Annotated in this window: 23 protein-coding genes, 33 tRNA genes and 2 pseudogenes; 14 read left to right on the plus strand and 44 right to left on the minus strand. The window is 43.6% G+C overall.

Annotated features, from left to right (window positions below):
- Positions 1-141 precede the first annotated feature (141 nt).
- The 3 genes from H6G03_RS16900 to H6G03_RS16910 all read right to left on the minus strand — a co-directional run bounded on the left by H6G03_RS16900 (position 142) and on the right by H6G03_RS16910 (position 2,276).
- Positions 142-516 carry a VOC family protein gene (locus H6G03_RS16900; protein ID WP_199315331.1) on the minus strand — a complete coding sequence of 125 codons (375 nt, stop codon included), beginning with the start codon at positions 514-516 and terminating at the stop codon, positions 142-144.
- Complete coding sequence (locus tag H6G03_RS16905) at positions 516-989, minus strand: GNAT family N-acetyltransferase (protein WP_190465719.1); 474 nt, start codon at positions 987-989, stop codon at positions 516-518. The genes H6G03_RS16900 and H6G03_RS16905 overlap by 1 nt, the downstream gene beginning before the upstream one ends.
- A 435-nt stretch (positions 990-1,424) precedes the next feature.
- Positions 1,425-2,276, minus strand: coding sequence for a J domain-containing protein (locus H6G03_RS16910; RefSeq protein ID WP_190465721.1), 852 nt, complete (start codon positions 2,274-2,276; stop codon positions 1,425-1,427).
- Between the two features lie 661 nt (positions 2,277-2,937).
- On the opposite strand from H6G03_RS16910, the gene H6G03_RS16915 reads away from it, so the two are divergent.
- Positions 2,938-3,222, plus strand: coding sequence for a hypothetical protein (locus tag H6G03_RS16915; RefSeq protein ID WP_190465723.1), 285 nt, complete (start codon positions 2,938-2,940; stop codon positions 3,220-3,222).
- A gap of 95 nt (positions 3,223-3,317) precedes the next feature.
- Positions 3,318-3,632, plus strand: a complete 315-nt coding sequence (locus H6G03_RS16920) for a hypothetical protein (protein ID WP_190465725.1) — start codon at positions 3,318-3,320, stop codon at positions 3,630-3,632.
- A gap of 7 nt (positions 3,633-3,639) precedes the next feature.
- On the opposite strand, the gene H6G03_RS16925 is transcribed toward H6G03_RS16920, so the two are convergent.
- The 37 genes from H6G03_RS16925 to H6G03_RS17105 form a co-directional block, all read right to left on the minus strand.
- Positions 3,640-3,725, minus strand: a tRNA-OTHER gene (locus H6G03_RS16925).
- A 5-nt stretch (positions 3,726-3,730) separates the two neighbouring features.
- Positions 3,731-3,804, minus strand: a tRNA-His gene (locus H6G03_RS16930).
- Between the two features lie 6 nt (positions 3,805-3,810).
- A tRNA-Ala gene (locus tag H6G03_RS16935) sits at positions 3,811-3,883 on the minus strand.
- A gap of 5 nt (positions 3,884-3,888) precedes the next feature.
- A tRNA-Ala gene (locus H6G03_RS16940) sits at positions 3,889-3,965 on the minus strand.
- 343 nt (positions 3,966-4,308) lie between these two features.
- A tRNA-Arg gene (locus H6G03_RS16945) sits at positions 4,309-4,381 on the minus strand.
- 7 nt (positions 4,382-4,388) lie between these two features.
- Positions 4,389-4,463, minus strand: a tRNA-Val gene (locus tag H6G03_RS16950).
- Positions 4,464-4,471: 8 nt separating this feature from the next.
- Positions 4,472-4,545, minus strand: a tRNA-Arg gene (locus H6G03_RS16955).
- A 5-nt stretch (positions 4,546-4,550) separates the two neighbouring features.
- Positions 4,551-4,625, minus strand: a tRNA-Val gene (locus tag H6G03_RS16960).
- A gap of 8 nt (positions 4,626-4,633) precedes the next feature.
- A tRNA-Arg gene (locus H6G03_RS16965) sits at positions 4,634-4,706 on the minus strand.
- Between the two features lie 12 nt (positions 4,707-4,718).
- Positions 4,719-4,790: transfer RNA gene (locus H6G03_RS16970), tRNA-Gly, on the minus strand.
- A gap of 9 nt (positions 4,791-4,799) precedes the next feature.
- Positions 4,800-4,870: transfer RNA gene (locus H6G03_RS16975), tRNA-Gly, on the minus strand.
- Between the two features lie 31 nt (positions 4,871-4,901).
- The gene (locus H6G03_RS16980) at positions 4,902-5,747 is read right to left on the minus strand and encodes a TIGR02452 family protein (protein ID WP_190465726.1); all 846 of its coding nucleotides are present in this window, start codon (positions 5,745-5,747) and stop codon (positions 4,902-4,904) included.
- A gap of 39 nt (positions 5,748-5,786) precedes the next feature.
- Positions 5,787-5,858: transfer RNA gene (locus H6G03_RS16985), tRNA-Thr, on the minus strand.
- 4 nt (positions 5,859-5,862) lie between these two features.
- Positions 5,863-5,940: transfer RNA gene (locus H6G03_RS16990), tRNA-Met, on the minus strand.
- A gap of 10 nt (positions 5,941-5,950) precedes the next feature.
- Positions 5,951-6,024: transfer RNA gene (locus H6G03_RS16995), tRNA-Leu, on the minus strand.
- 149 nt (positions 6,025-6,173) lie between these two features.
- Positions 6,174-6,482: a hypothetical protein gene (locus H6G03_RS17000; protein ID WP_190465728.1), complete on the minus strand. Its 309-nt coding sequence runs from the start codon at positions 6,480-6,482 to the stop codon at positions 6,174-6,176.
- 76 nt (positions 6,483-6,558) lie between these two features.
- Positions 6,559-6,631 (minus strand) — tRNA-Lys (locus H6G03_RS17005).
- A 46-nt stretch (positions 6,632-6,677) separates the two neighbouring features.
- Positions 6,678-6,753, minus strand: a tRNA-Leu gene (locus H6G03_RS17010).
- A gap of 47 nt (positions 6,754-6,800) precedes the next feature.
- Entirely contained in the window at positions 6,801-8,039 is a 1,239-nt protein-coding gene (locus H6G03_RS17015) for an RNA-guided endonuclease InsQ/TnpB family protein (RefSeq protein ID WP_190465730.1), read from the minus strand.
- Positions 8,040-8,165: 126 nt separating this feature from the next.
- Positions 8,166-8,242, minus strand: a tRNA-Leu gene (locus H6G03_RS17020).
- 4 nt (positions 8,243-8,246) lie between these two features.
- Positions 8,247-8,320, minus strand: a tRNA-Pro gene (locus H6G03_RS17025).
- Positions 8,321-8,324: 4 nt separating this feature from the next.
- Positions 8,325-8,402, minus strand: a tRNA-Leu gene (locus H6G03_RS17030).
- 6 nt (positions 8,403-8,408) lie between these two features.
- Positions 8,409-8,487: transfer RNA gene (locus tag H6G03_RS17035), tRNA-Leu, on the minus strand.
- A 6-nt stretch (positions 8,488-8,493) separates the two neighbouring features.
- Positions 8,494-8,569 (minus strand) — tRNA-Gln (locus H6G03_RS17040).
- Positions 8,570-8,574: 5 nt separating this feature from the next.
- A tRNA-Gln gene (locus tag H6G03_RS17045) sits at positions 8,575-8,650 on the minus strand.
- A 9-nt stretch (positions 8,651-8,659) separates the two neighbouring features.
- Positions 8,660-8,735 (minus strand) — tRNA-Asn (locus tag H6G03_RS17050).
- 59 nt (positions 8,736-8,794) lie between these two features.
- Positions 8,795-8,867: transfer RNA gene (locus H6G03_RS17055), tRNA-Phe, on the minus strand.
- A 394-nt stretch (positions 8,868-9,261) separates the two neighbouring features.
- Positions 9,262-9,338 (minus strand) — tRNA-Arg (locus tag H6G03_RS17060).
- 4 nt (positions 9,339-9,342) lie between these two features.
- A tRNA-Ser gene (locus tag H6G03_RS17065) sits at positions 9,343-9,429 on the minus strand.
- A 4-nt stretch (positions 9,430-9,433) separates the two neighbouring features.
- Positions 9,434-9,515: transfer RNA gene (locus tag H6G03_RS17070), tRNA-Tyr, on the minus strand.
- Positions 9,516-9,522: 7 nt separating this feature from the next.
- Positions 9,523-9,595: transfer RNA gene (locus H6G03_RS17075), tRNA-Glu, on the minus strand.
- A 143-nt stretch (positions 9,596-9,738) separates the two neighbouring features.
- A tRNA-Trp gene (locus H6G03_RS17080) sits at positions 9,739-9,810 on the minus strand.
- A 3-nt stretch (positions 9,811-9,813) separates the two neighbouring features.
- A tRNA-Ile gene (locus tag H6G03_RS17085) sits at positions 9,814-9,888 on the minus strand.
- 11 nt (positions 9,889-9,899) lie between these two features.
- Positions 9,900-9,972 (minus strand) — tRNA-Cys (locus H6G03_RS17090).
- A gap of 3 nt (positions 9,973-9,975) precedes the next feature.
- Positions 9,976-10,053, minus strand: a tRNA-Glu gene (locus H6G03_RS17095).
- Between the two features lie 7 nt (positions 10,054-10,060).
- Positions 10,061-10,135, minus strand: a tRNA-Asp gene (locus H6G03_RS17100).
- A gap of 1 nt (position 10,136) precedes the next feature.
- Positions 10,137-10,628 carry a group I intron-associated PD-(D/E)XK endonuclease gene (locus H6G03_RS17105; RefSeq protein ID WP_190465732.1) on the minus strand — a complete coding sequence of 164 codons (492 nt, stop codon included), beginning with the start codon at positions 10,626-10,628 and terminating at the stop codon, positions 10,137-10,139.
- A 293-nt stretch (positions 10,629-10,921) separates the two neighbouring features.
- Here H6G03_RS17105 and H6G03_RS17110 point away from each other — a divergent pair, with 293 nt between their 5' ends.
- From H6G03_RS17110 to H6G03_RS39790, 6 genes and pseudogenes are all read left to right on the plus strand, one after another.
- Positions 10,922-11,101, plus strand: coding sequence for a hypothetical protein (locus H6G03_RS17110; RefSeq protein ID WP_190465734.1), 180 nt, complete (start codon positions 10,922-10,924; stop codon positions 11,099-11,101).
- 549 nt (positions 11,102-11,650) lie between these two features.
- A complete protein-coding gene (locus tag H6G03_RS17115) occupies positions 11,651-11,845 on the plus strand; it encodes a hypothetical protein (RefSeq protein WP_190465736.1) in 195 nt (64 codons plus the stop codon).
- A 506-nt stretch (positions 11,846-12,351) separates the two neighbouring features.
- On the plus strand, positions 12,352-12,552 hold the full coding sequence (locus H6G03_RS17120) for a hypothetical protein (protein ID WP_190465738.1): 201 nt from the start codon (positions 12,352-12,354) through the stop codon (positions 12,550-12,552).
- Between the two features lie 389 nt (positions 12,553-12,941).
- Positions 12,942-13,358: pseudogene (locus H6G03_RS17125) on the plus strand (zinc ribbon domain-containing protein); the annotation flags it as partial.
- A gap of 219 nt (positions 13,359-13,577) precedes the next feature.
- The gene (locus H6G03_RS17130; protein WP_190465740.1) at positions 13,578-13,793 is read left to right on the plus strand and encodes a hypothetical protein; all 216 of its coding nucleotides are present in this window, start codon (positions 13,578-13,580) and stop codon (positions 13,791-13,793) included.
- Positions 13,781-13,858 (plus strand): annotated as a pseudogene (locus tag H6G03_RS39790) (type II toxin-antitoxin system VapC family toxin); the annotation flags it as partial. The gene H6G03_RS17130 and the pseudogene H6G03_RS39790, both read left to right, overlap by 13 nt.
- Positions 13,859-13,898: 40 nt before the next feature.
- Here H6G03_RS39790 and H6G03_RS17140 read toward each other — a convergent pair.
- The 4 genes from H6G03_RS17140 to H6G03_RS17155 all read right to left on the minus strand — a co-directional run bounded on the left by H6G03_RS17140 (position 13,899) and on the right by H6G03_RS17155 (position 16,687).
- Complete coding sequence (locus H6G03_RS17140; protein WP_190465742.1) at positions 13,899-15,278, minus strand: hypothetical protein; 1,380 nt, start codon at positions 15,276-15,278, stop codon at positions 13,899-13,901.
- A gap of 128 nt (positions 15,279-15,406) precedes the next feature.
- Positions 15,407-15,796, minus strand: coding sequence for an alr0857 family protein (locus H6G03_RS17145; protein ID WP_190465744.1), 390 nt, complete (start codon positions 15,794-15,796; stop codon positions 15,407-15,409).
- A 21-nt stretch (positions 15,797-15,817) separates the two neighbouring features.
- A complete protein-coding gene (locus H6G03_RS17150) occupies positions 15,818-16,363 on the minus strand; it encodes an HNH endonuclease (RefSeq protein WP_456057573.1) in 546 nt (181 codons plus the stop codon).
- Positions 16,364-16,441: 78 nt separating this feature from the next.
- Entirely contained in the window at positions 16,442-16,687 is a 246-nt protein-coding gene (locus H6G03_RS17155) for a hypothetical protein (RefSeq protein ID WP_190465746.1), read from the minus strand.
- Positions 16,688-16,780: 93 nt separating this feature from the next.
- Here H6G03_RS17155 and H6G03_RS17160 point away from each other — a divergent pair, with 93 nt between their 5' ends.
- The 6 genes from H6G03_RS17160 to H6G03_RS17185 all read left to right on the plus strand — a co-directional run bounded on the left by H6G03_RS17160 (position 16,781) and on the right by H6G03_RS17185 (position 23,157).
- The gene (locus H6G03_RS17160) at positions 16,781-17,119 is read left to right on the plus strand and encodes a hypothetical protein (RefSeq protein WP_190465748.1); all 339 of its coding nucleotides are present in this window, start codon (positions 16,781-16,783) and stop codon (positions 17,117-17,119) included.
- A 160-nt stretch (positions 17,120-17,279) separates the two neighbouring features.
- Positions 17,280-17,537 (plus strand): hypothetical protein, encoded by a 258-nt coding sequence (locus tag H6G03_RS17165; protein WP_190465750.1) that lies wholly within the window; start codon positions 17,280-17,282, stop codon positions 17,535-17,537.
- A gap of 93 nt (positions 17,538-17,630) precedes the next feature.
- Positions 17,631-20,867 (plus strand): HEAT repeat domain-containing protein, encoded by a 3,237-nt coding sequence (locus tag H6G03_RS17170; RefSeq protein ID WP_190465753.1) that lies wholly within the window; start codon positions 17,631-17,633, stop codon positions 20,865-20,867.
- An 83-nt stretch (positions 20,868-20,950) separates the two neighbouring features.
- Complete coding sequence (locus H6G03_RS17175; protein WP_190465755.1) at positions 20,951-21,175, plus strand: type II toxin-antitoxin system HicA family toxin; 225 nt, start codon at positions 20,951-20,953, stop codon at positions 21,173-21,175.
- Positions 21,172-21,396 (plus strand): type II toxin-antitoxin system HicB family antitoxin, encoded by a 225-nt coding sequence (locus H6G03_RS17180; protein WP_190465756.1) that lies wholly within the window; start codon positions 21,172-21,174, stop codon positions 21,394-21,396. The genes H6G03_RS17175 and H6G03_RS17180 overlap by 4 nt, the downstream gene beginning before the upstream one ends.
- Before the next feature lie 117 nt (positions 21,397-21,513).
- Entirely contained in the window at positions 21,514-23,157 is a 1,644-nt protein-coding gene (locus tag H6G03_RS17185; protein WP_190465758.1) for an SWIM zinc finger family protein, read from the plus strand.
- The last annotated feature ends 152 nt before the right edge of the window (positions 23,158-23,309 follow it).

Below are 23,309 nucleotides of genomic sequence, written 5' to 3' on the forward strand. Positions count from 1 at the left end.
ACAGTTTCTAATGATAACCAATCCACCGGGAAGGTACTGCCCCTTCTACCTCTGCGTTATCAGCACAGTGCCTCGCTTCTCGGCTTCCGGTGGTTAAAGGAAGATGGAGGAATCGTACATCAGGCGAACTTCACAACGAAGCTATTGGGGTTGTGTCAGCTCTACTCGATGTCCATCTGGATCTGCCACTATTGCACGTCTTCCCCAAGCTGAATTACTAGGATGTGAAATGATTGAAGCACCGTGTTTTTCGAGTTCGCGGATAACTGCATCTACAGAAGTAACTTGAAATCCTAGCCGAGTCGCTGTCGTCGGTACTGTTTCTGGGGTAGATGGATAAATCTCAAACGTGGTACAACCGACCTCACTGGCAAAATGCTCTAAACCACTGCCATGTTGATGCTTGATGAAAGTCAGCCCCACCCGTTGATAGAAGGCAGCAGATTTTTCAATGTTGTTTGAGCGGATGACAACGAGATTCAGTTGAATTTGAGCCATTGCTTCGTGCCTCGCCATTAGTTTGCATTCAACACTTTGCGGAACACAACCTTATCATCGCCTGTTGCGTAGAAGTCACGAATGCGTGCCTCTTCCTCGAAGCCGCACTTCGCGTAGAATGCGCGGGTGCGATCGAATTCTGGCATCCCGGACGTTTCCACCAGCAGCACGCGCCCCCTGCGTGCTGTCAATGCCTGCTCGACGTAGCGTAGCAGCTTCGTACCGCGTCCTTGCCCTTGGCGATCCGGGTGAATCGCAATTAATTGCAGATTCCAAGTCCTGTCTGTCATCCGTTCCGGCTCACAGTAGGCAACGCCCACTGGCCCATTGTCATCATCAGTAATCCAGAACGGCTCTGTATCGCTGTTTCCTGCCAAAGAATCGGTCAACATCTGGCGCAGTAACTCTAGCGCACTCGGCGGGAAAAGCCCAGTTGCGTCAGCTAGGGCGATCAGAGCAGTGGTGTCATCGGGCGTAGTCGATCGAATCATCGTCAATACCAACAAGGCTCAATAAACCACATCAATCGTACTACAAAACACTACAAAATGCAGGTAGTTTGGCTCTGAATATAGTGTTAAAACACTAGATGCAGTCATAACGTACTCAAGTCTAGAAATACTACCCGAACTTCCAAACCAGTTGCCGTCCACACAGCCGCACTTTCCAAAACTCCAGGTTAACAGCCGTTTGCTCTGCCATTGAGCTATCCCGGAATAAAGTTTAATTGCAGATTTCAGATTGAATATTGAAGATTTAAAAAGCATCCTTCAATTTAAAATATAAAATCTAAAATCGACTCAGCCCCTTGCTCAAGAGTCGAACTTGAAATGCCCCTCTAAAAAGCAGAATGCCTGAACTCATTAGAAACAGATGAACTTTTATGATTAGCTTGTCAATCAATTGTTCAGCTTCAACGCCTACTGCTAGAACACAACTTGGATAATGTGATCTCCCCTATCTGTAGGGGAACCAAGCTTTGGTAAACCATGTCCTTTTAATGTTAAATAATCACCACTATTTGTTCCAGGAGGAATCATAAGTTTCGCCTCTCCATCGATTGTATTTACAGTAACTTCTCCACCTCGCTCAGCTTCTTCTGTTGTAATCCTTATTTGTGACATAACATTAGTACCATCACGTTTAAATTCCCCACTTTCTAATGGCACCAGAAGATAGATATACAGATCTCCAGGACTGCCGCCATATTGGCTAGCATCTCCTTCTCCAGGTATACGCAAACGTGTTCCAGAATCAACCCCAGCGGGAACGGTCACTGTTAGTGTTTTTATGGCTGATATCACATCACCATTAGGTCTAGCTTCTAAATGCTCAACTCTTATTGTTTTATTACATCCGAAAATTACTTCATAGAAATCTAGATCCAGATCGAGTCGCAAATCATCACCTCTATTGTCAAGAGGGAAGCGTTTATAAATTGTTTTAATCCACCAATTTTTTGTATAATTTTTTCCCAGCCAAAAACCTTTACAAGTTGCGATTATCATTAGAACATAATAAACCATTAAAAGAGGAATAATATAAAGTATCGTGATGTTTGCACAGCCTGTTGAATACGATTCACAAAGTAAGCTTAATCCCCTCCAGAAGCTAAGTTCACGACTGTTTATAAACCATACTACTGTCAGAAAAATACTGGTGTTGATGACTAGGCATAGTACGAGTATTCCAAAATTACTAACGACATAAAGAGGCCATGTGAGCAACAAAGTTATGAATAACAGTGCATACATCCAAGGGTAAACTGGAAAAATCATACTTGTTTTACCTCCAGAGAAAAACTAGCTTGATTCTACCCTTTATAGCGCTTGGAACAGCAATGCTCTTTTGTTCAGACCGTTGATGACCAGACTACAACCTACATACAGCGATAACCCCGATCTAGGCTCCACTGGTGACCAAGGCTGAACAGCTAACCCCTTGCCCAAGAGTCGAACTTGGTCACCAGCCTTCGGAGGGCTAGGTCTGCATCCCACAGGCAAGGGGAAAAAAAATTCAAATTTTAGATTGCAGATAGTAAATTTACTTTTTGATTTTGAAATTTGATTTGTATATTTTTTTTTTAACGAGAGGCATTTCATCAAAATCAATCTGCTACATTAAGTATAGATCTCCTTACGAATAAGCTCTATAGAACAAGAAAAGTTCGTTAGGTACTGACAAACTATAATTCAATATTTTCCTTGTTCGCCTGTAGGAAGAATTATATTATCCGCAAAACCCCGCTATTTTTTTTAGAAAAAAGTAAGCTGTTATGCCATATTCGATCGGAGTTTTTTTTCTAATTATAAAAAAATAAAAATGGAGAGGACGGGACTCGAACCCGCATCGACCAACGGCAACTTTTAGGAAACGCGCTTTCTTACTACCCGTAGGCAGACGGGAACTACCCCCATCTCGGACTATTAATTCCTTTCAGTGCCTCCGCAACCCGTTGCCCGTTTGCTGTTTCAGGGAACGTCGCGAAGCAACTTTTTACCCTACTCGGCAAACCCAGTCGTCTTTTTGAGAACCGTTTCTCCAGTTTCTACGGTGCCATTCCAATTTAGGCGACCTCCCCATAAAGCGATTATATCAATCCACCGGGAAGGTACTGCCCCTTCTACCTCTGCGTTATCAGCACAGTGCCTCGCTTCTCGGCTTCCGGTGGGAGTAGGATATACAATTAATCAATACCATTTCCAAATTTCTGTATGGACGTAACTTTACTAGCTTATGCAGCAGGATTGATGGATGGAGAAGGAAGTATTACCCTCATCCGTACAAATAAAGGTGGGTAGAGAGCGCCATATTTAACCATGACTAGCACATCAATTGAACTTGTCCTGTTTATGAAAGACCACTTTGGAGGTTCTGCTTGTATAGCTCATAAAGCAAAAAATAATCACAGCGAAACTTATCATTGGAAGGTTGGTCGCAAAGGTGCAATAGAAGCTCTTAAACTAATTGCTCCTTATTTGAGAGAACAAGAGAAAGCAAGAAGAGCGCAGTTGATATTAGAAAACTATCCCGATCTACTACCAAGAAATGGTCGCTACACTCCCGATCTGTTGGAAAAGATAAGCCTCATAGAAAAAGAATTTTTTAAGAACTCTAACAAAGTCAAAATTTAAATCAAGGAGGAAGGTGGAAGACTCGAACTCCTACGGTTATTAGCCATACCACGGTTTTCAAGACCGCTTGCCGTCCACTCGGCGGCACCTTCCTTGAGGGTATCTGACGGGAGTTGAACCCGCTATTACTTGCTTCACAAACAAGCGCCGCCACCACTTTGGCTTCAGACACCATTAGTGGATCTGGTGGGGGTCGAACCCACAACCTCTTCTTTGCAAGAGAAGCGTTCTCCCGTTGGAACTACAGACCCATTTTTGGTGGATTCTGGTCAGAATTGAACTGACATCTTTCTAGCAGCCAGCTAGACGCTTTACCAATTAAGCTACAGACCCATTTTGGAATGTGCGATCGCATCAGATAAAAAGCGTGCAAGTTACCAGAGCATTTTGCGTTTTCTCAGCTACTAGAGGGACTCCGCCGATGAGTTGTTACACACTCTTTAAAGGATGGCTACCTCCAAGCCCACCTATCGGGTTCTTCGCACTCCCCGTTTGCAAACGCCCACTGCTTTTTGACAGCGTTACTTTTCCTCTCGTACTAAAGTATGTAGGCTCTCGGATGTTAGGTCACGCTGTAGAATGCGATATGCCTACGGCACGCTACGCGAACGCCATTTCTGCAAAAATTAACAAATCAATTTAACTCACCTCTTTTAAAGAAAACTAAAGTTTCAAGCGGGAATGGTAGGACTTGAACCTACACAAATCGATTTAGAGGATCGATGCCCAATCCTTTAGGCGACATTCCCATAAATTTGGTAGTCCTGGTAGGAATTGAACCTACAACCATTTGCTTGTAACGCAAATTCTCTGCCATTGAGTTACACGACTAAGAACAGCGAGAGTGGCAGGACTTGAACCCGCAACAACCAGATTCGTAATCTGGTACTCTATCCAGTTGAGTTACACTCTCATAATTGGTAGTCCTGACAGGATTTGAACCTGTAACCAGTTGCTTGTAAGGCAAATGCTCTACCGTTGAGCTACAGGACTGAGAACAGCGAGAGTAGTAGGACTCGAACCTACAACCTTCAGGGTCGAAACCTGAAACTCTGTCCATTGAGCTATACTCCCAAATTGTTCTCAAGCGGATGACGGGACTCGAACCCATGCGCTGAGACTGGCAGACTCAGATGCTAGCCACTACATCACACCCGCATTTTTAAAAGCGGACAACGAGGATCGAACTCGTGCCTAGAGTTTGGAAGACTCAGATGCTACCGCTACACCATATCCGCATATTCAAAGTTTCAAACGCTCGGATTTCTTTTATCCATTTGAGCCAAAGCGCTGATCGAATTCTGTAAATATCTTTCTTTCTCCTCTCGTATCCAAAACCGAAAAAAGTACGCTTTTGAATCTTCCCCAAAATTGACCGTTTGCTAATAATAAATCGGCAAACATTTGCGCGACCATTGCCGGATCGTTTCTGAATACGCCACAACCCCAAGCACCCAAAACTAAAGCATCGCAACGATGGTAAGCTGCCAAACTTAACAATTTAGCACCGCGAATATAGAGAACTTCGCGTATTTTTCTCAAATCCTGAGATTGTTTCTTTGCAACTTCACCAGCATTAGGGGCTGGGCTAGTGATAAAATCTACTAGATATGGTGTTTCTAGTAAAGTTCCATCATCTTTGCGGAAAATTGGACAACCGGGTGAATAGATCGTGCGATCGGAATACAATAGCGATCGATTAGCACGATGAAACTCATAGTGTTCGGGACATTTCAACAAGCTTTTGTAAAGTCCAGAACTCCTTGCTAAGCTTTCTTCTTGCGCTTGAGCGCCTCTGATAAATCCACCGCCGGGGTTTTTAGCGGAAGCAAAATTGAGAACGCCAATTTTTTCAAATTGTTGGGTTTGGGCCATCATTTCTGCTCCCACCAATGTTGTCTCGTTTCTGACTGTAAATTCAGTATGGGAGAATTGAGGAGTGCTAGCGAGAACTTCTTTTTGAATTTGTGCGAGACGATCGGGATCGTAGCATTTAGTTTGAGCGATACAGGATACTAAATCTCGCGCAATATTCACTTGTTCGCCACTAGGAGATAGGTAATAACCTGCTTCCATTATTTTGAGAGTATCTTGCGCTATGGCAACTAGCCTCATATTTTCAACTCCTCCCAATATCACCTTTTCTACAGTACAAGCAGGAGGCGAGATTTGAACTCGCATAGGCAGTTTACAAGACTGCTGTGTTGCCATTGACACCACACCTGCATTTTGGTGGCAGGGGCAGGAATTGAACCTGTCCGATATTCAGGGTATGAACCTGATGAGCCGCCTTTGCTCCATCCCTGCGTCGTCACCAATGCCCCTGACTGGATTTGAACCAGTAACCTCCTCGTTCTAAGCGAGGCACCTCTTCCTGTTGGGCTACAAGGGCAGAAAAAGTGTAAAGGATAAAGTATGAAAAGTTTATCTTTTATCCTTCTTTTAAGCTTTGAGAAACCGGGTTTCTAGATGAAAATTTTGGGTCTTAAAGTTTAGTCATTGCCGAGAAACCCGGTTTCTGACTCTAGGTTAAAATCTTTGTTATTTTTGCCGATGAACTGTTACCCGCCTATCGGGATTTTGCTTCTTGACCCAAGCAAGGAATTTCTGCATTTGCGGTTCTTTCCTCAGTTTTTCTAGAGTGTTTAGTTCTTTGGCAAGATACTTGTTATCAAATAAAGCATGGATTTGGCGATGGCAAGCCGAACAAATATCAATGGTTGGGCTTGTTTCTACTTTCTGGCGTTTAGTGCTTTGTCTGGGAATGAGGTGATGGGCGGTTAAACGAGCCATTTCTCGTTCGCAGAGTTCACAGGGTAGTGTTTGTTTTGACACAACTTTGAAAGTCATCGTTTCGCAGAGTTCGGGATTGCGATCGCATCCTAGACATTTTTACTTCCTTCCTTTCTTTATTTTAGTAAATTCATGGGGTATACAGGAGTCGAACCTATCTGAGTCAGATTAAAAGTCTGATGCACTAGCCGCTATGCCAATACCCCATACACAAGGCAGTTGCATATTCGCTCTGCCAATAACCCAAGTAGGTACTCCCGACAGGATTTGAACCTGCAAAAAACTAGGATCTCGGCCTAGTGCGTCTACCAAATTGCGCCACGGGAGTATAAATTGGCTGTTAGCCAAGTACCGCTCAACTAAACTTACTCAAACCTACTCACAGGCGGAAAGTGCAGTCATTCGTAGTGGGTCAAGCACCACAGGGTTAAACGGCAAACCCTTTATTCCTTGGTCTAAGACATCAGGAATTACTTTTCTGGTAATATTAAATGACCCATTCACATCGGCATTTAATAACCTACCATTGGCTGTTTTATACAATCCTCTCGCTACTCTATGCCCCTGAAACACGGGTTTTTTTTCCCCATATTTAGGCAGAGCATCTCCATCTAAAGCATTGGATTGAGATGTATATGATTCTTCTGTTATGATGACTTGAATTCCTTTTAACTGGGCTTTATAGGTCAACATTTCGATTAACCGCTCATGAGGAATGTTCACAAATTGTTGATTATTCCTCTGGCCTAAGTTAATTGATTGTTTCCAGGTCGCATTATGCCCAATTACGATGATTCCTATTTGATGCTCTCTACACCAATCTATGACTCTTCGGCTGGCTGTATGTAGATAGTTTTCTACTCGACAGTTGCGCTTATGAGTAAGCTTTTTTAATCTGTGAGATTGGGTTTGATTATGCTTGAGTTTTAGCTGGGATTGTAAGGCGGAACGTTTTTTATTGTAAAAGGTGTTAATCGCTTTTAGCGGTCTGCCTTTAATCAGCATAGGTCTGATGCCTGTTTGATTTGTCGTTACAGCCATTAAGTTATTAACGCCTAAATCTATCCCTGCTATTTGTTGATGATTGGTTGTCTCCTCATTTTTTTCATAAACTATTTCTAGGACATAACAACTGGTTTTTGGCACAATTCTCGCTTCTTGTATTTGCTTTTGTGATGTGGCAATTTTTATTTCGCTCATCGACAGGTGACAAATTCCTTTTTTTAAGGCTTTTTTGGAGATAGCCTCGTTAGGATAAGGGAGAATATTGCGGCCTCTTGTTTTATGTTTATATCCCGGTATTCGGGGTTTACTTCCAAATTTTTCGGGATGGATATGCCAAGTTTTTACAGCTTGAAAATAACTTGTCCAGGCTGTATCTAATCGGCGGATAATTTGCTTACTCACTTTGGTGGGTAAGGCTTTGTAGTCTGGGGTTTGTGAGACAAGGTGGTAAAGTTGATTAAAGTTTAATTTCTGCTGGTGTTGAAAAAAGTGTTGACGATAATGATAATTGGCTAGGTTAAACAAGTTTTTCGACAAAAAAGCCAAGTGGTCAATCTCTGACCAGAGGGGATGGTTTTTTGTGATAATATGACGTTCCACTAGCTTCATGTTGTGATTATACTGTGAAAAGGGCTTTCTCAAAAACTCCCTCGCCAAAAATTGCTCATTATTGGTATTTGGCTATCAAAATGACCAATATTGAGAAGAATTAGTTAGATTTTTGGCAACTGCATTTACCCCCTGACAGGACTCGAACCTGCAAAAAACACTCGTTCTGGGCGAGCGACGGTTTCCAGTTACGTCACAGGGGTAAAATCGGGGTGGCAGGATTTGAACCTACGACATTCTGCTCCCAAAGCAGACGCGCTACCAAGCTGCGCTACACCCCGTTGATGCTCTTGGTGGGACTCGAACCCACAATTTAAAAACAAATTTTAAGTTTGCCGCGTCTACCAATTGCGCCACAAGAGCGAACTTTGGTACTCCTGGTCAGATTTGAACTGACACAACACACTACTTTTGAGGTAGCGGCCTCTTCCAGTTGGGCTACAGGAGCAAAATTTGGCTGCCCTGCCTGGGCTTGAACCAGGACTCTTCCCGTTCAAAGCGGGAGATGTTGCCAGTTACACCACAGGGCAATAAGTGGCTGCCGGGGCAGGTCTCGAACCTGCAATCTCATGGGTCAGGGCCATGCGACTTTGCCTTTCGTCCACCCGGCAATAAATAAATGGCTGTCCTGGTAGGGATTGAACCTACGACCCTTCGCTTAACAGGCGACTGCTACTACCACTGAGCTACAGGACAACGAACCCCCCCAGGTAAGTATAGAACTGACGACCTCTTATTCTTAGAAGCTGAGGGAATGGGAAGAGTAGGAATTGAACCTACGTCTCTTGCTCTTCAAGCAAGCGCTAGAACCAACTCAGCTATCCTCCCAAAAGACGACCTTTGTATTTTGCAGCTTGATCGATAAGTGATCGATCGTGTTTACTGTGTTCAATTCGATGACAGCAAGCACATAACAATTCACATTTTTCGTAACCGTTCAGGGGGTATATTTAGCGTTCATATTATTGTCGAACGCTAGATGTAGTGTTTGAGTTGGCTAAAAAACTTTCAACTTACGCGAATTTGAATAATTATTAGAAAATAATTTTCATACCTCCTATTCCACAAGCCTTGCTAGACAACAGTTTCAGAGATTTTGTCCCCCTCTGAACGGTTACCATTTTTCTAGCTCTCGCTGTATCACTTCCCAACTTTTGTTGGCAACATTACCGATTTGAAACTCTTTAGTATCAGGTAGTACCAACTGAGCTACCGGGGGAAACGAGAGCGTAGGGATTTGAACCCCCAAAATTCTTCAGTTTCGTAGACTGAGATGTTATCCAGTTACACCACGCTCTCAAGGCGGAGAAGGAGGGATTTGAACCCTCGACGGTTGTTACACCGCTCTTTCTTAGCAGGAAAGCGCCTTAAGCCACTCGGCCACCTCTCCACAATGGGTCGGGCAAGATTTGAACTTGCAACGCTTTAAGCTACTGTTTTACAGACAGCTACCTACGCCAATAGGTGAGCCAACCCGAAAAAAAAGCCCCAACGGGATTTGAACCCGTGTTGTCCGATCGAAAGCCGGTTGTCCTAAGCCTCTAGACGATGGGGCCAAAGGAAAAATCTACTTCGTGCAAGTTGGAGAGGCTTGTTTTTCAGCCCCCAAGTTGGTGGAGGCTGTAGGAATCGAACCTACTCCAATCCGAAGATTGGATACCAAGTTTGTAAGCTTCTTCTATAAGGTCACGCAGTAGAACGCAGGGACTAGGATTTGAACCTAGAATATCGATTTTGGAGATCGAGCTGTTGCCTGTTACACCATCCCTGCATTTGGTAGCAGCGGCGGGACTTGAACCCGCATCAACCAAGGTATGAGCTTGGGACTTTGCCATTAAGCTACACTGCTATTTCACACCAAGGTCAGAGTGGGACTTGAACCCACGCTAGTCGGTTTTGCAGACCGACGCCTTACCAACTTGGCGACCTGACCGTTTGGTAGTCCCGACGAGGTTTGAACTCGCAATCTTCTGCTTGAGGGGCAGACGGCTTGAACCAATTCGCCTACGGGACTATTTAAGCGAGGCTGACGGGACTCGAACCCGCGATCCTTCACTGTGACAGAGTGACGCTCTACGCAACTGAGCTACAGCCCCATTAATCGAACAATTTATCCCACCTTTCTTCATCTTGGTCTTGAGGAATATGACAGGTTTTACCTCTAACTTCCTCAAATGACAAGACGTAAGCTGTATCTGAGAACAGGCAGTAGTCAACTATAAAATCAAACTCGCCTTCTCGATCGCACCTAAACTTAGTTTTACGATCGCTACAACGAAGCTGAATGAATGGCATTCCTCGTCTGTCGATGTAAGCGGACTTAACCTGTATTTTTAGGTGTTTACCAGTGGGATTCTCAACGAGCCAATCTGCTGTTCCACCGTCGAATACCGATCCGTACACTTTAAAACCGTACAGAGTTAGACGAAATAGAACAGCAGCTTCAGAGATAGAGCCTCTCCGATCTGAAGTTAGCTCTCGATCGCCTAATGCTTTATGGTATTTTGACTCTATTGGCCTCTGACGCTTGCGTACAGTTTTAATGTAGTTTTGCAGCTTTTCATCGGCAACAGCTTGTTTGGCTGGCATTAGACTATCTTTGTATGAATCAACGACTTCATCAAAAGTGAAAATTAAATCGCTGTTTCACAAAACAAGCTAACCGCACTCGTTACAGCCAGGTAGTTTCTACCTACACTGTCAACTTCTTGGCTTAAACAATGAAATGGGTGAATTATTCAGTTTTCAAGGTTCGGTTCGGTTTGGGGTGAGGCTTTTGGCTCTCTCTCCCTCGCCATACATTTATACTACATAGCGTACTACAAAAGTGTCAAGGGTTTGGGAAAAAATTTTTTTTGGGGGGTTGTAGGAGGAGTTAAGCAATGGTAGCTGTTGGCTGTAATCGTTGCATAGCAATGCTTACAGCCAATAAAGCGGCGGAAGTCGCCTTTTGTAACACATATATATGTAGTGGTGTGTGGCAGCACTACAAGAGCGTGAAGCGATCGCACGAGCAATATCTGTCTTTGCTTGTGTCGGGGAGGCGGACGATCGCGCTATGAGGTGGGGCAATGAATAAGCGATCGCACTACCTACCGACTACCCAATAGTGCTGATAATACTGAGAACGCGATCGAAAATATGTTGATATTACCGATCGTCTTGTCAAAATACAATTCCTAATCCAGTAGAAATCCTCTTTTAATTAACAGTAAATTTTTTTACCATTATGGTATGGCAAACCTTAAAAGAAGATAAATTCTGAGGCTGAAATCTTAAGAGCTTGTTCGTAAAGCTGATTAGAAAATTTAATAGGGTGAGGGCTGGAAATTCTAATAGTTTTTGAAGACGATTGCTTGCCAGATGGTGTATTGGCAAACAAAAAGCATTAAATTTGCTCAATTTATTTTCTTAATGAGTGTAAGGCTGTACTTTTGTGGTAAGATTTGCCGCATTGCTGTCTGAAGATTAACAGGAGCTTAAAACAAGGGAAATCGTCAATGTATCGCCTTGTTTGAAAGACAGATAGTCTTTTTGATATTTTACTCCCAAAGTAGGAAAAATTCCTGACTTGTGGCAATTCTAGGATGGAAGAGTTTGGAGGACGAACAGTGAGCTACTACGATTTTGACGATCATTTTTGGTCACCAAAGGAAGTTTGCGGTCAGCAACCGCCGAAAAAAACTCAAAAACGAATTTGGGGTATTTGGAAGCTGACAGGAATTGGTGGCGGTGGGGTTTCGCGTAAGTACGGGTCGGTTTCGGCGGATGTGAAAGACAGTCTCGATCGCACGCCTCAAGCTTAAAGTAAATCTACTCAGCATACACTTCTGCTGACCATTATAAAAGTAGCAAGACTCTCAATTTAAGGGCTTTGCAGATGATGGCATCCCTTGGCTGTAGGGTTTTGTCAGCTCTTAGTTAGGCTGTTGCCAGCGCTTTACTTACCCACAACACTGCATACCTGCCGTTAGGTGAGAAATAGATCGATAAAAGGTTATGCAAGTGTTCCTCACCCGCTCAATGTTAAAATTGGGCGGGTTTCTTACTGTAGACAAAGCATAGGGTGATTTATTTCGCCTAACTACTGCGAGATATTTTCATTAAATCGAATATTCTTGCTTTTGATAATTGGCTCACATCGTACCAGAAGTGGGAAGATTTATTTTCAATAAAGAAATGTTTAAATTATCTTAAAAAAGGATCTACCTGGAGATAGATTATTTTTTAATCCAGAAGGTAGATATTGAGATAGATAAAAATCACTCAGTTTGTTAGTGAAACCTTTTTTGAGATTTCGTAGGAGTAGACCTTGTTTAACAAAGAAGTTTTTTTACGCGCTGAAATAGATAGACTTGAGGCTGAAGTCCTTTGGCTGAAATTGCAGTTGGCGGATCTGAAAGATGAGGTAGCCCAGCTAAAGGCTAATCAAGAAGATAAAAGATCGGAAGATTTAAAACCGAGTAAAGCAGTTACAAGCCAAATTAGAAAAACGGAAAAAATTTCCGGTTAACTCCCAGCAGGGAAGCTACTTTGATGTGGATTGATGGTTGCGATCGCCATATCGCCTATCGTGTAGGGATTCGCTCTTAAGTACCTCAGTGTAAGGCGTTTTGGCTAACCGATGCCAGGTGTTTTGCAGAAACGAAGAAGTAACAAATCTTTGTAGCAGACTACTATACAATCAGACGTCGATCGTGCATAAGTCGTGTCCTGTGAGACATATATAAGTTTATGGTGATGCTACTTCTTCTGTCCCGCCCAATGTTAAAACTGGGCGGGTTTATTTTGGGAAAAGCGATCGACTGTTCCGCTACACCAGGTTTTCGATATGGCCCATTGTAGCTTGGGATACCGCGCTTACCCGGAATAACTCGCACTCTCAAATAGGCTTTATATCTGCTCGTAATTGGGCATAATCCGACCTGGAAACAATCAATTAACTTAGGCCAGAGGAATAATCAACAATTTGTGAACATTCCTCATTATCGGTTAATCGAAATGTTGACGTATAAAGCCCAATTAAAAGGAATTCAAGTCATTATAACAGAAGAATCTTATACATCTCAATCCAATGCTTTAGATGGGGATGCTCTGCCTAAATATGGGGAAAAAAAACCCGTGTTTCAGGGCAAGAGAATAACTAGAGGATTGTATAAAACAGCTAATGGTAGGTTATTAAATGCCGATGTGAACGGGTCATTTAATATTACTAGAAAAGTAATTCCTGATGTCTTAGACCAAGGAATAAAGGGTTTGCCGTTTAACCCTCTGGTGCTTGACCCACTACGAATGACTGCACTTTCCGCCTGTGAGTAGGTTTGAGTAAGTAAAGTTTGAGCGGTTTGCCCATCATTACCTTTGGATCGGATACAACTATTTGTTTTAGTTGTTTCTGCATTGTCTTCGATCGTCACTTGCTTCTTCTATGATGTCATTTTGGAAAAAATAGGCAAGGGGTGCAAGGAATTGGTTTTCGTAGCATCAGTCGATATCTGTGTATTAAACTCAGAACAAGAGAGTTACAGGAGAAAGCCTGTGTCCAATTATATAAAAGTGCTAAAACAAGCAAGAGAACTCACTCCAGAGGAGCAACTGCAACTGATAGACGACTTGATATCGGTAGCTCGTCACCGAGTTACGGCTAAACCAAAGCGTAGCATTATGGAGTTGCGCGGGTTGGGTAAGGAAATCTGGAAAGGGATTGATGCACAAGAATATGTCAATCAGGAAAGAGACTCATGGAATGGTTAACCCAGCTAGAGGGACGAGTTGTGGGATTGGATAGTGCGCCGCTGATTTACTTTATCGAGGAAAATCCCACAACTAATGTCACTATCAAACGTTTGACTATTAAGTTTAAGCCTGAAGTCTATTTTTAGTCCAAGGGACAGACTCTTCTTTCTCAGTTACACGGCTGAAGTAGTCCCCTTCGTAATCAAAGAGATATAGTAGCACAAGTTCTAAATACCAAAGGCCAAGTTTCCAAGCCTGAGATTTTCCTAACGATGGGAGTTTGGAAATTTTATTGCGCTTTTTCGGATGACCAGCATGAACAATACTGTTACGTATTTCTGTTAAAGCGTGTGGGCCATCTTCCCAATTTAAGCCTTCTTCTTTGGAAAATTCACCTAATTCCTGAAAATTTTCAGGAATTTTCGATGGAATACCGATTTCTGAAAAAAGCTTTCTTAGCTTCTCTGCTGCGCTTACTTTTCGTTCATTAAAACTACCTGGACTGATAATTTTTCTATCTTCTACAAGAAGAACCCAAGAAAGAAGTTCAAAGGCAGCTTGTTGTAAAACAATAGAACCTTGTATTGCTCCTGCTTGAGCATTGCTTTCCATGTACCAGTGAATCGCTAACCTTATAGGCTCCTTCCAGGTATCATTATTCCAGCAATGCCAGAAGCCGGGAAAAGCTCTACTAATATTTTCACCATTTGCATCATCAGAAAACCAAGATTCGATATCCTTCCGCCAAGGTGATAATTTATAAGACTTCCATTTTTCCCAAACCTTTTCGTCTTTTATGTTATGACCAACTTGCAGAAGTGGAGCAATCCAGAAGCCTCTGGAAAATGATAAGAAGTAAGATAAGCCTTCCAAAAATTTATTAGCATCATCTGACGGAAAAGCTGATTTGTCGGCACGTTCTAGCTTTCCTACATGGGTTATAGCATAGCCTCTTTGAGATTTAATAGTTTTGATGATGTCGTCTATGTTTGGAAGGCTGTCGATAGTGACAGTCCATCCATATGCTTCCATCTGTAATCTACCTGTGTATATATGCTTTACTCCTAAGCTTTTTGCTGATATACAGCTTCCAAGAAAGGGGTGAAAATTAGTCAAATGAAAGATAACATAAGATAAATCTTGTCCGTCACCTAATATAATTCCTTTTTTGGGTATGCCAGAAAAACGAGAACTAAGAATATCTTCAGAAATATCTTCAGAACAAATAGAAACTTTTGTCAAAGTGCTATCTGATAATTTTAAATTCGCTTGTTCTAGCTCTAATTCTAATGGTGATTCAGTATAGGGTAAAAAATCAAATTTAACCTTTGGAGAAGGAAGCCATTCAAAAAATACGCTACCGTTCCCTTTAATCACGGTTTTTTGTTGAGTAATTTCTAACTCGCCTTGATATAGCTGAATAGGTTGGTTGGACTGCTCATTTCGGTAAATTGGCATGAGGGCTGATGGGAATGATTCAAAAGACGAATCCATAGATTTCATTTTTATATTTAAGTTAAATGGTGATAAAATACTTTATGACATACTAATACTTGAAGTCACGATCCGGAAAATATACATAAAATTAAACAACAAAAAGGGCGGGCAAGATGCCCACCCCACAAGAGATTTTATTCACTCACGCAAGAGGCGGCGATTTGCGATTCTTGCCAGAGTTTGAACAAGAAGAACTCAGTTCGATCGCTCAAGGTGACCACGAACACGCCTTCATCTTTCTCCGTACCTGCCGAAACCCAATTGCCGCGCAAACCGATTTCGACATATTCTGCATCGCAAGCACAGACAGAGATGATTTCGGAGTCTTCGCGCTGCGCCTCGATTTCCAAACGATCGACTCCAGGTAAATCGGCAGGCAGCAGAAACGAAGCTGTGCTAGGTTCGACGCAAATATGCCAACCAGCTCGCAGCGACAGAATCACTCGTGCCGTGACCCAATCTTCAAGGAATTGAGCCAGACGCTCTAATTGAAAGCCATTTTCGGTGTAAGTGAGTTTCAGCATGGTGTTGTCGGGTTTCTCCCGCTATTCCAAGTTTTGTTGCTGTTGTTCGCGCCAGAACTGTTCAGCAAAAGTGACAACTGGGTGCATCGGTGCTTTCGGTTGGGTACGGAGTGGCATTCCAGCTTGTACCGGAGTGCGATCGCCCTTACGAGCATTACACCGATCGCAGGCAGTAACTACGTTATCCCAGGTGTGTTTTCCGCCTTTTGACCGGGGAATTACGTGATCCAAGGTCAGGTTTTTGGTGCTACCGCAGTATTGGCAGGTATAGTGGTCGCGCCGCAGAACTTCTCGCCGGTTCACCGGGGGAACCTTCCAGAGACGTTCGTTGCCGGCTAAGGTCAGACGGATTTGTTTTGGCACGTCGAACACCAAAGAAGGCGATCGCACTTGCCAAAAGTTATCTTCTATACGATCGAGCGGTTCCGCCTTACCTGTTACCAGCAAGACAATTGCTCGCTTAATATTGACTCGACTCATCGGCAGGTAGTTCTTTGAGAACACGACTACCGACTGCGTTAGTACATCTGTTGGATTACGCCTATGAGGTTGCGATGTTGTGGTCACGACTTCACTCCTTATACAAGAACCCCCGCTTCTGTTTGGTAGGAAGCGGGGGTTAGAAGGCTTTGGGTTCTTCTTGTTCTATATAGGTACAGCTATTCGTCTGTACCCCCCGCTTCGTTTGCTTGAATCTGCACCTGGATTAGGTTGATGATTGGCGATCGTATAATCGTCTTCTCTCTCTTTTATTTGTTCTCCTAATCCATAAATACTCCTAAACAGGCAATCCACGCCAATAGCCCCGCCCAAGCGCCTCATGGCGCTTGTCCCGCCGCCGAAGCGTAGGGTGAGGGGCATTAGAGTGGATAGGGACTGTTGGAGTTTCACTGTTGTAATTGTTGAAGGCTGTTATCTGAAAATCTTACTTTTTAAATACTACACTTGTATTATAGATTTGTCCACCCATTTAGGAGAAAAATCATGCACGCCTTAACTCGGACTGCAACCACTGATATGGACGTAACCAGCATACGCTTAGAGCGAGACTTAAAGGATAGACTCAAAGAACTGGCTGGCAACCAAGGCTATCAAGCCCTTATTCGAGAAATCCTGTGGAATTACGTCCAGCAGAAATCCGGTGCCTTTAAACCACAGTTTTCGAGGTCTGACATTCGGGCAAGCATTCCAGCGACAGCAGAACGGGAAGAACGTTGCGTCCTCACAGGTCAGTTTATCCGACCGCAAGAGCCTATGTTATTGGGACTCACGCGCCACGGAGAATTGGTTCCACTTAGCGTCGAAAGTTTGGCAGCCAGTTAAAGACAGACTTGTTGCCAGTATAACAATAGAGCGATCGCCACGAGGAGCGATCGACAGGTTTTCTAGTTTCTCTGGTTTCCAGGCAGAACCTGGGAACCAGAGAAACCTATGTAAATGAATCTCCGGCACGCTAGACGAACGATAAGGGTAAATTGAAGTCGTGAAATCAACTTTATACATAACGGCAAAAGTTTTGCCAGGAAACAGAATTGAAATTCAATCTCCCAGCCTTTCCGTTGGAGAAACTGTCGAAGTAGTTATTCTAGTTCCAGAAGCAAATCCTGATTCTGTTGAAGATGGAAATCTTTTCTTAGAACAACGTCTTGCTTTCTTAAAATTACCAATAGCCGAACGCAGAAGAATTCTCGAAAGTCAAGCCGAGAAAATCCTCGCTCACTATCAACAAGATTCTGATTAGAAAGAATTAATGTTTCTAGAGGCTCTGCTTCCTCAAAATATGTAAAAATAAAGAAACGAAACTTGCGATCGCAATTTGCAGGCGGTAACTACCATGCAGCTAATCAAACGAACAACCCTCCACTATCAGGAAGGAAGTTCCGATAAAGTGTACGAAGTCGATTTGTGCCAAGTTGGAGAAAACCGATATACGGTCAACTTTCGTTACGGACGCCGAGGTGCTAATCTCAAGGAAGGCGTCAAAACCGAACAAGCGGTGCCATTGGCCCAAGCACAGAAAATCTTCGACAAATTAGTTGCAGAAAAGGTTAACAAAGGCTATCGGGATGTCAGTATTGCGCCTGCAAGTGAAACTACTGCACCAAAAGCAGTTCGCCAGAAAAATCCAGATGCACGCAACCAGGCTATTTTAAACCGTTTAGCCGATCGAAATCCACACAAATGGCCTTTAGAAAGAGCAATCTGGCGTGCAGGCGAACTGAAAATCCCTGAAGCTACACCTTTACTTCTCCAACTTCTCGGTACTGGCGACCCCCTCAGAGATTATTGCATAGTTTGGGCTTTGGGTTGGTGCGGCAATGTGGAAGTTACACCAACCCTTCAACGAATTTATGAGGATATTAACAAACCTGACTTTGTTCGTCGCATCGCGTGGGAAGCTTTATTTAAATTTGCCGATGCAGCGACAAAAGCAAGAATGCGTGCTGAGAAAATAGCAGAATTGCCGTCTGAATTGCGCGAACTAGCTAAAAATGGCACGGCAGAAGAATTCGCAAATGTGTTGCGCGGGTATTTGGAATATCGTACTAACCAACAAGTTACCGCACTTTACAGCCAAGATTACCAGCGTTTTGTCGTACTCGATATTATCTACCAAATCGATAACGAGTATGTGCGTCCAGTTTTATTGGAAATTTTGCAGAATGTCAGATTTTTGCCTAACACCTTCCAGCGAATTCGCCACATCTTTAAGATGGCTGAATATCGCCACGATGCAGAAGTATTCGGAATCCTGACATATCGCTTTGAAAAAGAGAAGCCAAATTATCACAGCAATCGCTATTGGGTGAGACTTCCAGATGGAACTTACATAAGTAGTAACGCTAGTAGATACAATCCTCAAACAAGACAATATGAAAGTTTGGGAAATCAAATCGAAGCGGAACTGAAGCGTCCTAATTGCAGGATTGCTTACAATGACAAGACACAGGAATATTTGCGGCGGCGCACTTGGCAAACGCTTCGACAGTTGGGTGAAGAAGGCGATTCTAACTATGTTAAAATGGCTGTTAGTGTCTTGTTACAATATTCAAATGCAGATGCTCAACCAGCCAAGCAGACAGCTTTTTATCGATACGATCGCACTAATAACTGGACTCGCGTAGCTTCCCACAGCGATTGGGATGCCTACGCTGCCTATCTAACATTTAACCACATCCTCTATGAAAATAGTCCGCGCTACGAATTAAAGGAAAATTCAAAAGCGTGGCGCTGTCGAAATTCCTACAAACCGGGAAATCCAGAACCTGATGTCAGGGAAGAAGCTTTTCCGCAACTTTGGGAACAACAACCAGCAGAACTTTTGCATTTGCTTTTGTCAAGTAGCTGTCGTCCGGTGCATCATTTTGCAGTCAAAGCATTGGGTGCGTGTCCGCAGTTTTGCGCGGAAATAGATCTGGATACTGCTATTAAATTGCTGAACAAACTTTATGAAGTGACGGTAAGGTTTGGGTTTGAGATTGCGCGTAACTTATATAATTCTGCCGAACCTCAGCGCGAGTTGGTTACGGCTGTGGTAAATTGTATAGTTGGTGAAGTGCGTGCAGAGGCTTATCGCTGGATTGAAGAAGGACGCGATCGCTATCTTTCCGATATCAATTTTATCGCAGATTTAGTTACCAGCGACTACCCCGACACTCGCCAATTCGCACGCCGACTCCTGAGTTCTTCAGTCATTACGGAAAATGCAGCAAAACTGCTAATTGCGCGAATCATCACCGAAATCTTAGCCTTATCTCCCAAATCGGATATCAACCCAGTTTACCAAGACAACATCGGCGAAAAAGTAAAAGACATAGCCGAAACTTTACTAACTTGCTTCACTCCTCAGCTACGCACCTTGGGTATGTCAGTTATTCACGATTTGCTAGAACATCCGCAGGTAGAAATTCAAGAATTTGGCGCTCGCATTCTATTAAATCACGAAATCGCCGCCGCCGATTTGCCGCCGGGATTAATCGATTCTTTGATGAATTCTCCCTACGAATCTGTACGCGGAGTAGGTATCCGAATTTTCGGTCAACTTCCCGACCCCACCTTGCTGAGTCAATACTCGCTGCTGGTAACAATGCTAACTCACGAATTAGCAGATATACGCAATGCGATTCGTCCGGTAGTGCGACGACTTTCCGCAGATTACCCGGACTTCGCCGCGAGATTGGCAACAGCGACGATCGATATGTTAATGGGGTCGGAAGCAAAAGAGGAAATTCGGGTTGCGATCGTTCGCTTGCTGAAAGAAGACTTACCTGGATGGATGACTGGTGTTACCAAAGATACAGCCTTGAGATTGCTGAAAGCCAAATCTTCCGCGACTCAGGAATTAGCCGGTTATGTGCTGAGTGCAAATCGCGATAAATGGGCAAATGATTTTGAGACAATAGAGATAGTTAGACTGGCGGATAACGAAATATTGTCTGTGCGAGAAGCGGCGCGAGAAATGTTTTTGCACAATCTCAATCGCCTGCGCGGAAACGAACAGGAAATGTTATCCGCAGTGCGAATAGTCGAGTGCAAGTGGGAGGACTCGCGGGAATTTGGATTTAGACTATTCAATACATTCTTCACCGCCGATGATTTGACACCCAACGTTTTAGTTAGTCTTTGCGATAGTGTGCGCGAAGATGTCCGCACTTTTGGCAGAAATTTAGTCATTCGTTACTTCAATGAATCCTACGGACAAGAATATCTGCTGAAATTCAGCGAACATCCCACAACAGATATGCAGATGTTTGCCACCAATTATCTGGAAAACTACGCAGTTAACAATCCCGAACGATTGCAAGAGTTGACACCATACTTTATAACTGTACTGTCGCGTGTAAATAAAAGTCGCGTCGCCAAACAGCGCATCTTTGCCTTTTTGGATAAAGAAGCGCAAAAAACAGAGGAAGCAGCGCGAGTCGTCGCCGAAATACTCACCCGACAATCAGTAACAATGGCAATTGGCGATAAAGCGACAGCAATTCAAAGTATGGTGAAAATCAAAAAAACCTATCCCCATCTTGACTTACCGATTCAGGTAAAACCGATTTCGGAAATTAGAAGATAGAAAACCTCACCCCCCGACCCCCTCTCCGCTGCGGAGAGGGGGAGGAAGAGAGAGGTTGATGTTAGCGCGTAGCGATCGCACCCATGCCTAAAAAAATTAGAGAATTGAAAAACTTGTTACTAAAAGCAGGATTTACTTACCGTTCTGGAAAGGGCAGTCATACAAAATGGTATCATCCGCTTCTACCCATACCTATTACTCTATCAGGCAATGATAGCAATGATGCTAAACCGTACCAGGAAAAAGACGTAAACAATGCGCTTGAGAGAGTACAGCAAATTCAAGGACAACAGGAGGAAGAAGAATGAAATATCACTATACCATAATAATTCAATGGTCAGATGAAGATAAATGTTATATCGTCAGTCTTCCTGAATGGGGAGAATTCTGCCACACACACGGAGATACATACGAAGAAGCGCTGGAAAATGCCCAAGAAGTGCTAGAACTTCTAGTAGAATCGTCATTAGAAGACGGTAAACCTCTGCCAGAACCTCAAACATTTGGAAAGTTGCTTCAGATTGCTTAAAATATAGCAAACGCTAAGGTGTAATGAAAGTTCTTAATTCCACCAAACTCAAGATTTCTAGATTCTTCTTCCCCTAGTCCCGACGCCCTAGCTATAACGATCGAGGAATAACAAACTATGGAAGTAAACTACGCCTACAAAGGAAATACCGCCGTAATTGACAGGGGCGATCGCACTCAAATGTCCTTCTCCCCGGACACCAAGCGCGAACCCACTTTTTTCATCGGCGAACTGCGCCAAAACATTGCTTTTCGCGAAGCTATCAGCGCCTTACACGATGTCGTCGTTTCCGACTTGCGGTTTAAACCAAAAGACAAAACCGCTTACAAAGAATGGGCGGCGAAACAGATGCAGATAGACTGGCAATTAGTAGCTGTCCAAAAACAAGAAGTTGCTAGTCGTATGAAGCAACTGCAAGAGGAACTCAAAGAACTTAATAACAACAGTTACCAGCGTCTCAAACCATATTACGATGCCAGAGATAAATTTCGCAACTATGTTTTTCAAAAGCAATTAGACCTGTATTTCTTATTCGATCCAGTTATCACAGTTCATCCAGATGAGATATTTTTTGAGTGCTTCAGCGTCGATGAATCCAGTTACGGACGCCTGGGTGCGAGTTACGAAGTATTCAAAAATATCGACGAATTCGCCTGCGGTACAACTAACATCGATTATTCCCACGACTTGTATAACGAATTTCAGAAAATCCGCAGTTACAAGACTACCAAATTAGAAGTAGATCCGTCAGGTTTTGAAGTTCAAACTACTAACGAAGAAGCTTTCAAAGAAGTCAAAATCGATTTACCGGATAGCTGGGTCAGAGGATTTTTACAAGTAAGTTCCGCAATGTCTTTACCGGCGACCCGATTCGATTTGCACCCGATGGATATCCACAATATGTGTTTGGTTTTGCGCCGCCACAAGGAAAAGCAAGGCCCGCGCAGTATGCGGTATCATTTAAAACCAGGGGAACCAGTGCGGGTGATTTTTGAACCGTGGAATATCGAGGTAGTTTGTCCGCGATCGCCCTACACGGGAACCTCAGAACAAGTCATCCGCGTTTGGGGACGCCGCCGCCTCCTCATCCTGGAACGTCTCATCGCCGTTGCTAAAAAGTTTACCGTCCACCTACTCGGTACGGGTATGCCTTCCTTCTACGTCGCCGATTTGGGCGATATGTCTTTCACCTTGGGATTGTCGGGATGGACTGCTAACGACTGGTCGCGATCGGGCAATTTTGACCTGATGACATCCCGCACAGAGGTAGACAACCTCACAAAACTCTCTATTTTCGAGATGCTGAAGCGGGATTGGTTACAAACGCCTGATTCGATCGCCAATCGCCTAAATGTCGATCGTTCTGTCGTTCTCAGCGCTCTCAGTGCTTACACGCAAGCGGGGCGTGCTATTTTTGACTTAAATAAGCAAGTGTATCGGGTGCGGGAATTGAGTCGGGAACCGTTACCGATGGATAAGTTACGTTTTGCTAACGAACGTGAAGAAAAGGCATCTCGCTTCTTGAGTCAAAATGCGGTGCGGGTGACTTCCTGTACTGGCGATCCGTCGAATGTGTTGATTTTGCAAGGCAATGTTAAAGATAAGGAAAAAACTTACACTCCCTCTTTGACGATCGACTCGGATAGTCGTATCATAAATGCAGAATGTACCTGCAATTGGCATTTCCAAAATAAGCTGTTCAAAGGCCCATGCGAACACATTTTGGCACTGCGAACTCAGCACCTCCGTCAAAGCAGGTAATTTGTTAACGCGCTACGCCAGAAGGCCCAACAGCCTTGCAATCCGGGCAGTGGATCGCTGTCCTTGCGTTTAGTTCGATCGCGCATCACTAGCCCGCTCTTTACTGTGCGTAGTGTCAGGTAGTATCGCTATTACGGTTTGGTTTCCGCGAA

This window comes from Aerosakkonema funiforme FACHB-1375 (assembly GCF_014696265.1).
GTDB classification, from domain to species: Bacteria; Cyanobacteriota; Cyanobacteriia; order Cyanobacteriales; family Aerosakkonemataceae; genus Aerosakkonema; species Aerosakkonema funiforme_A.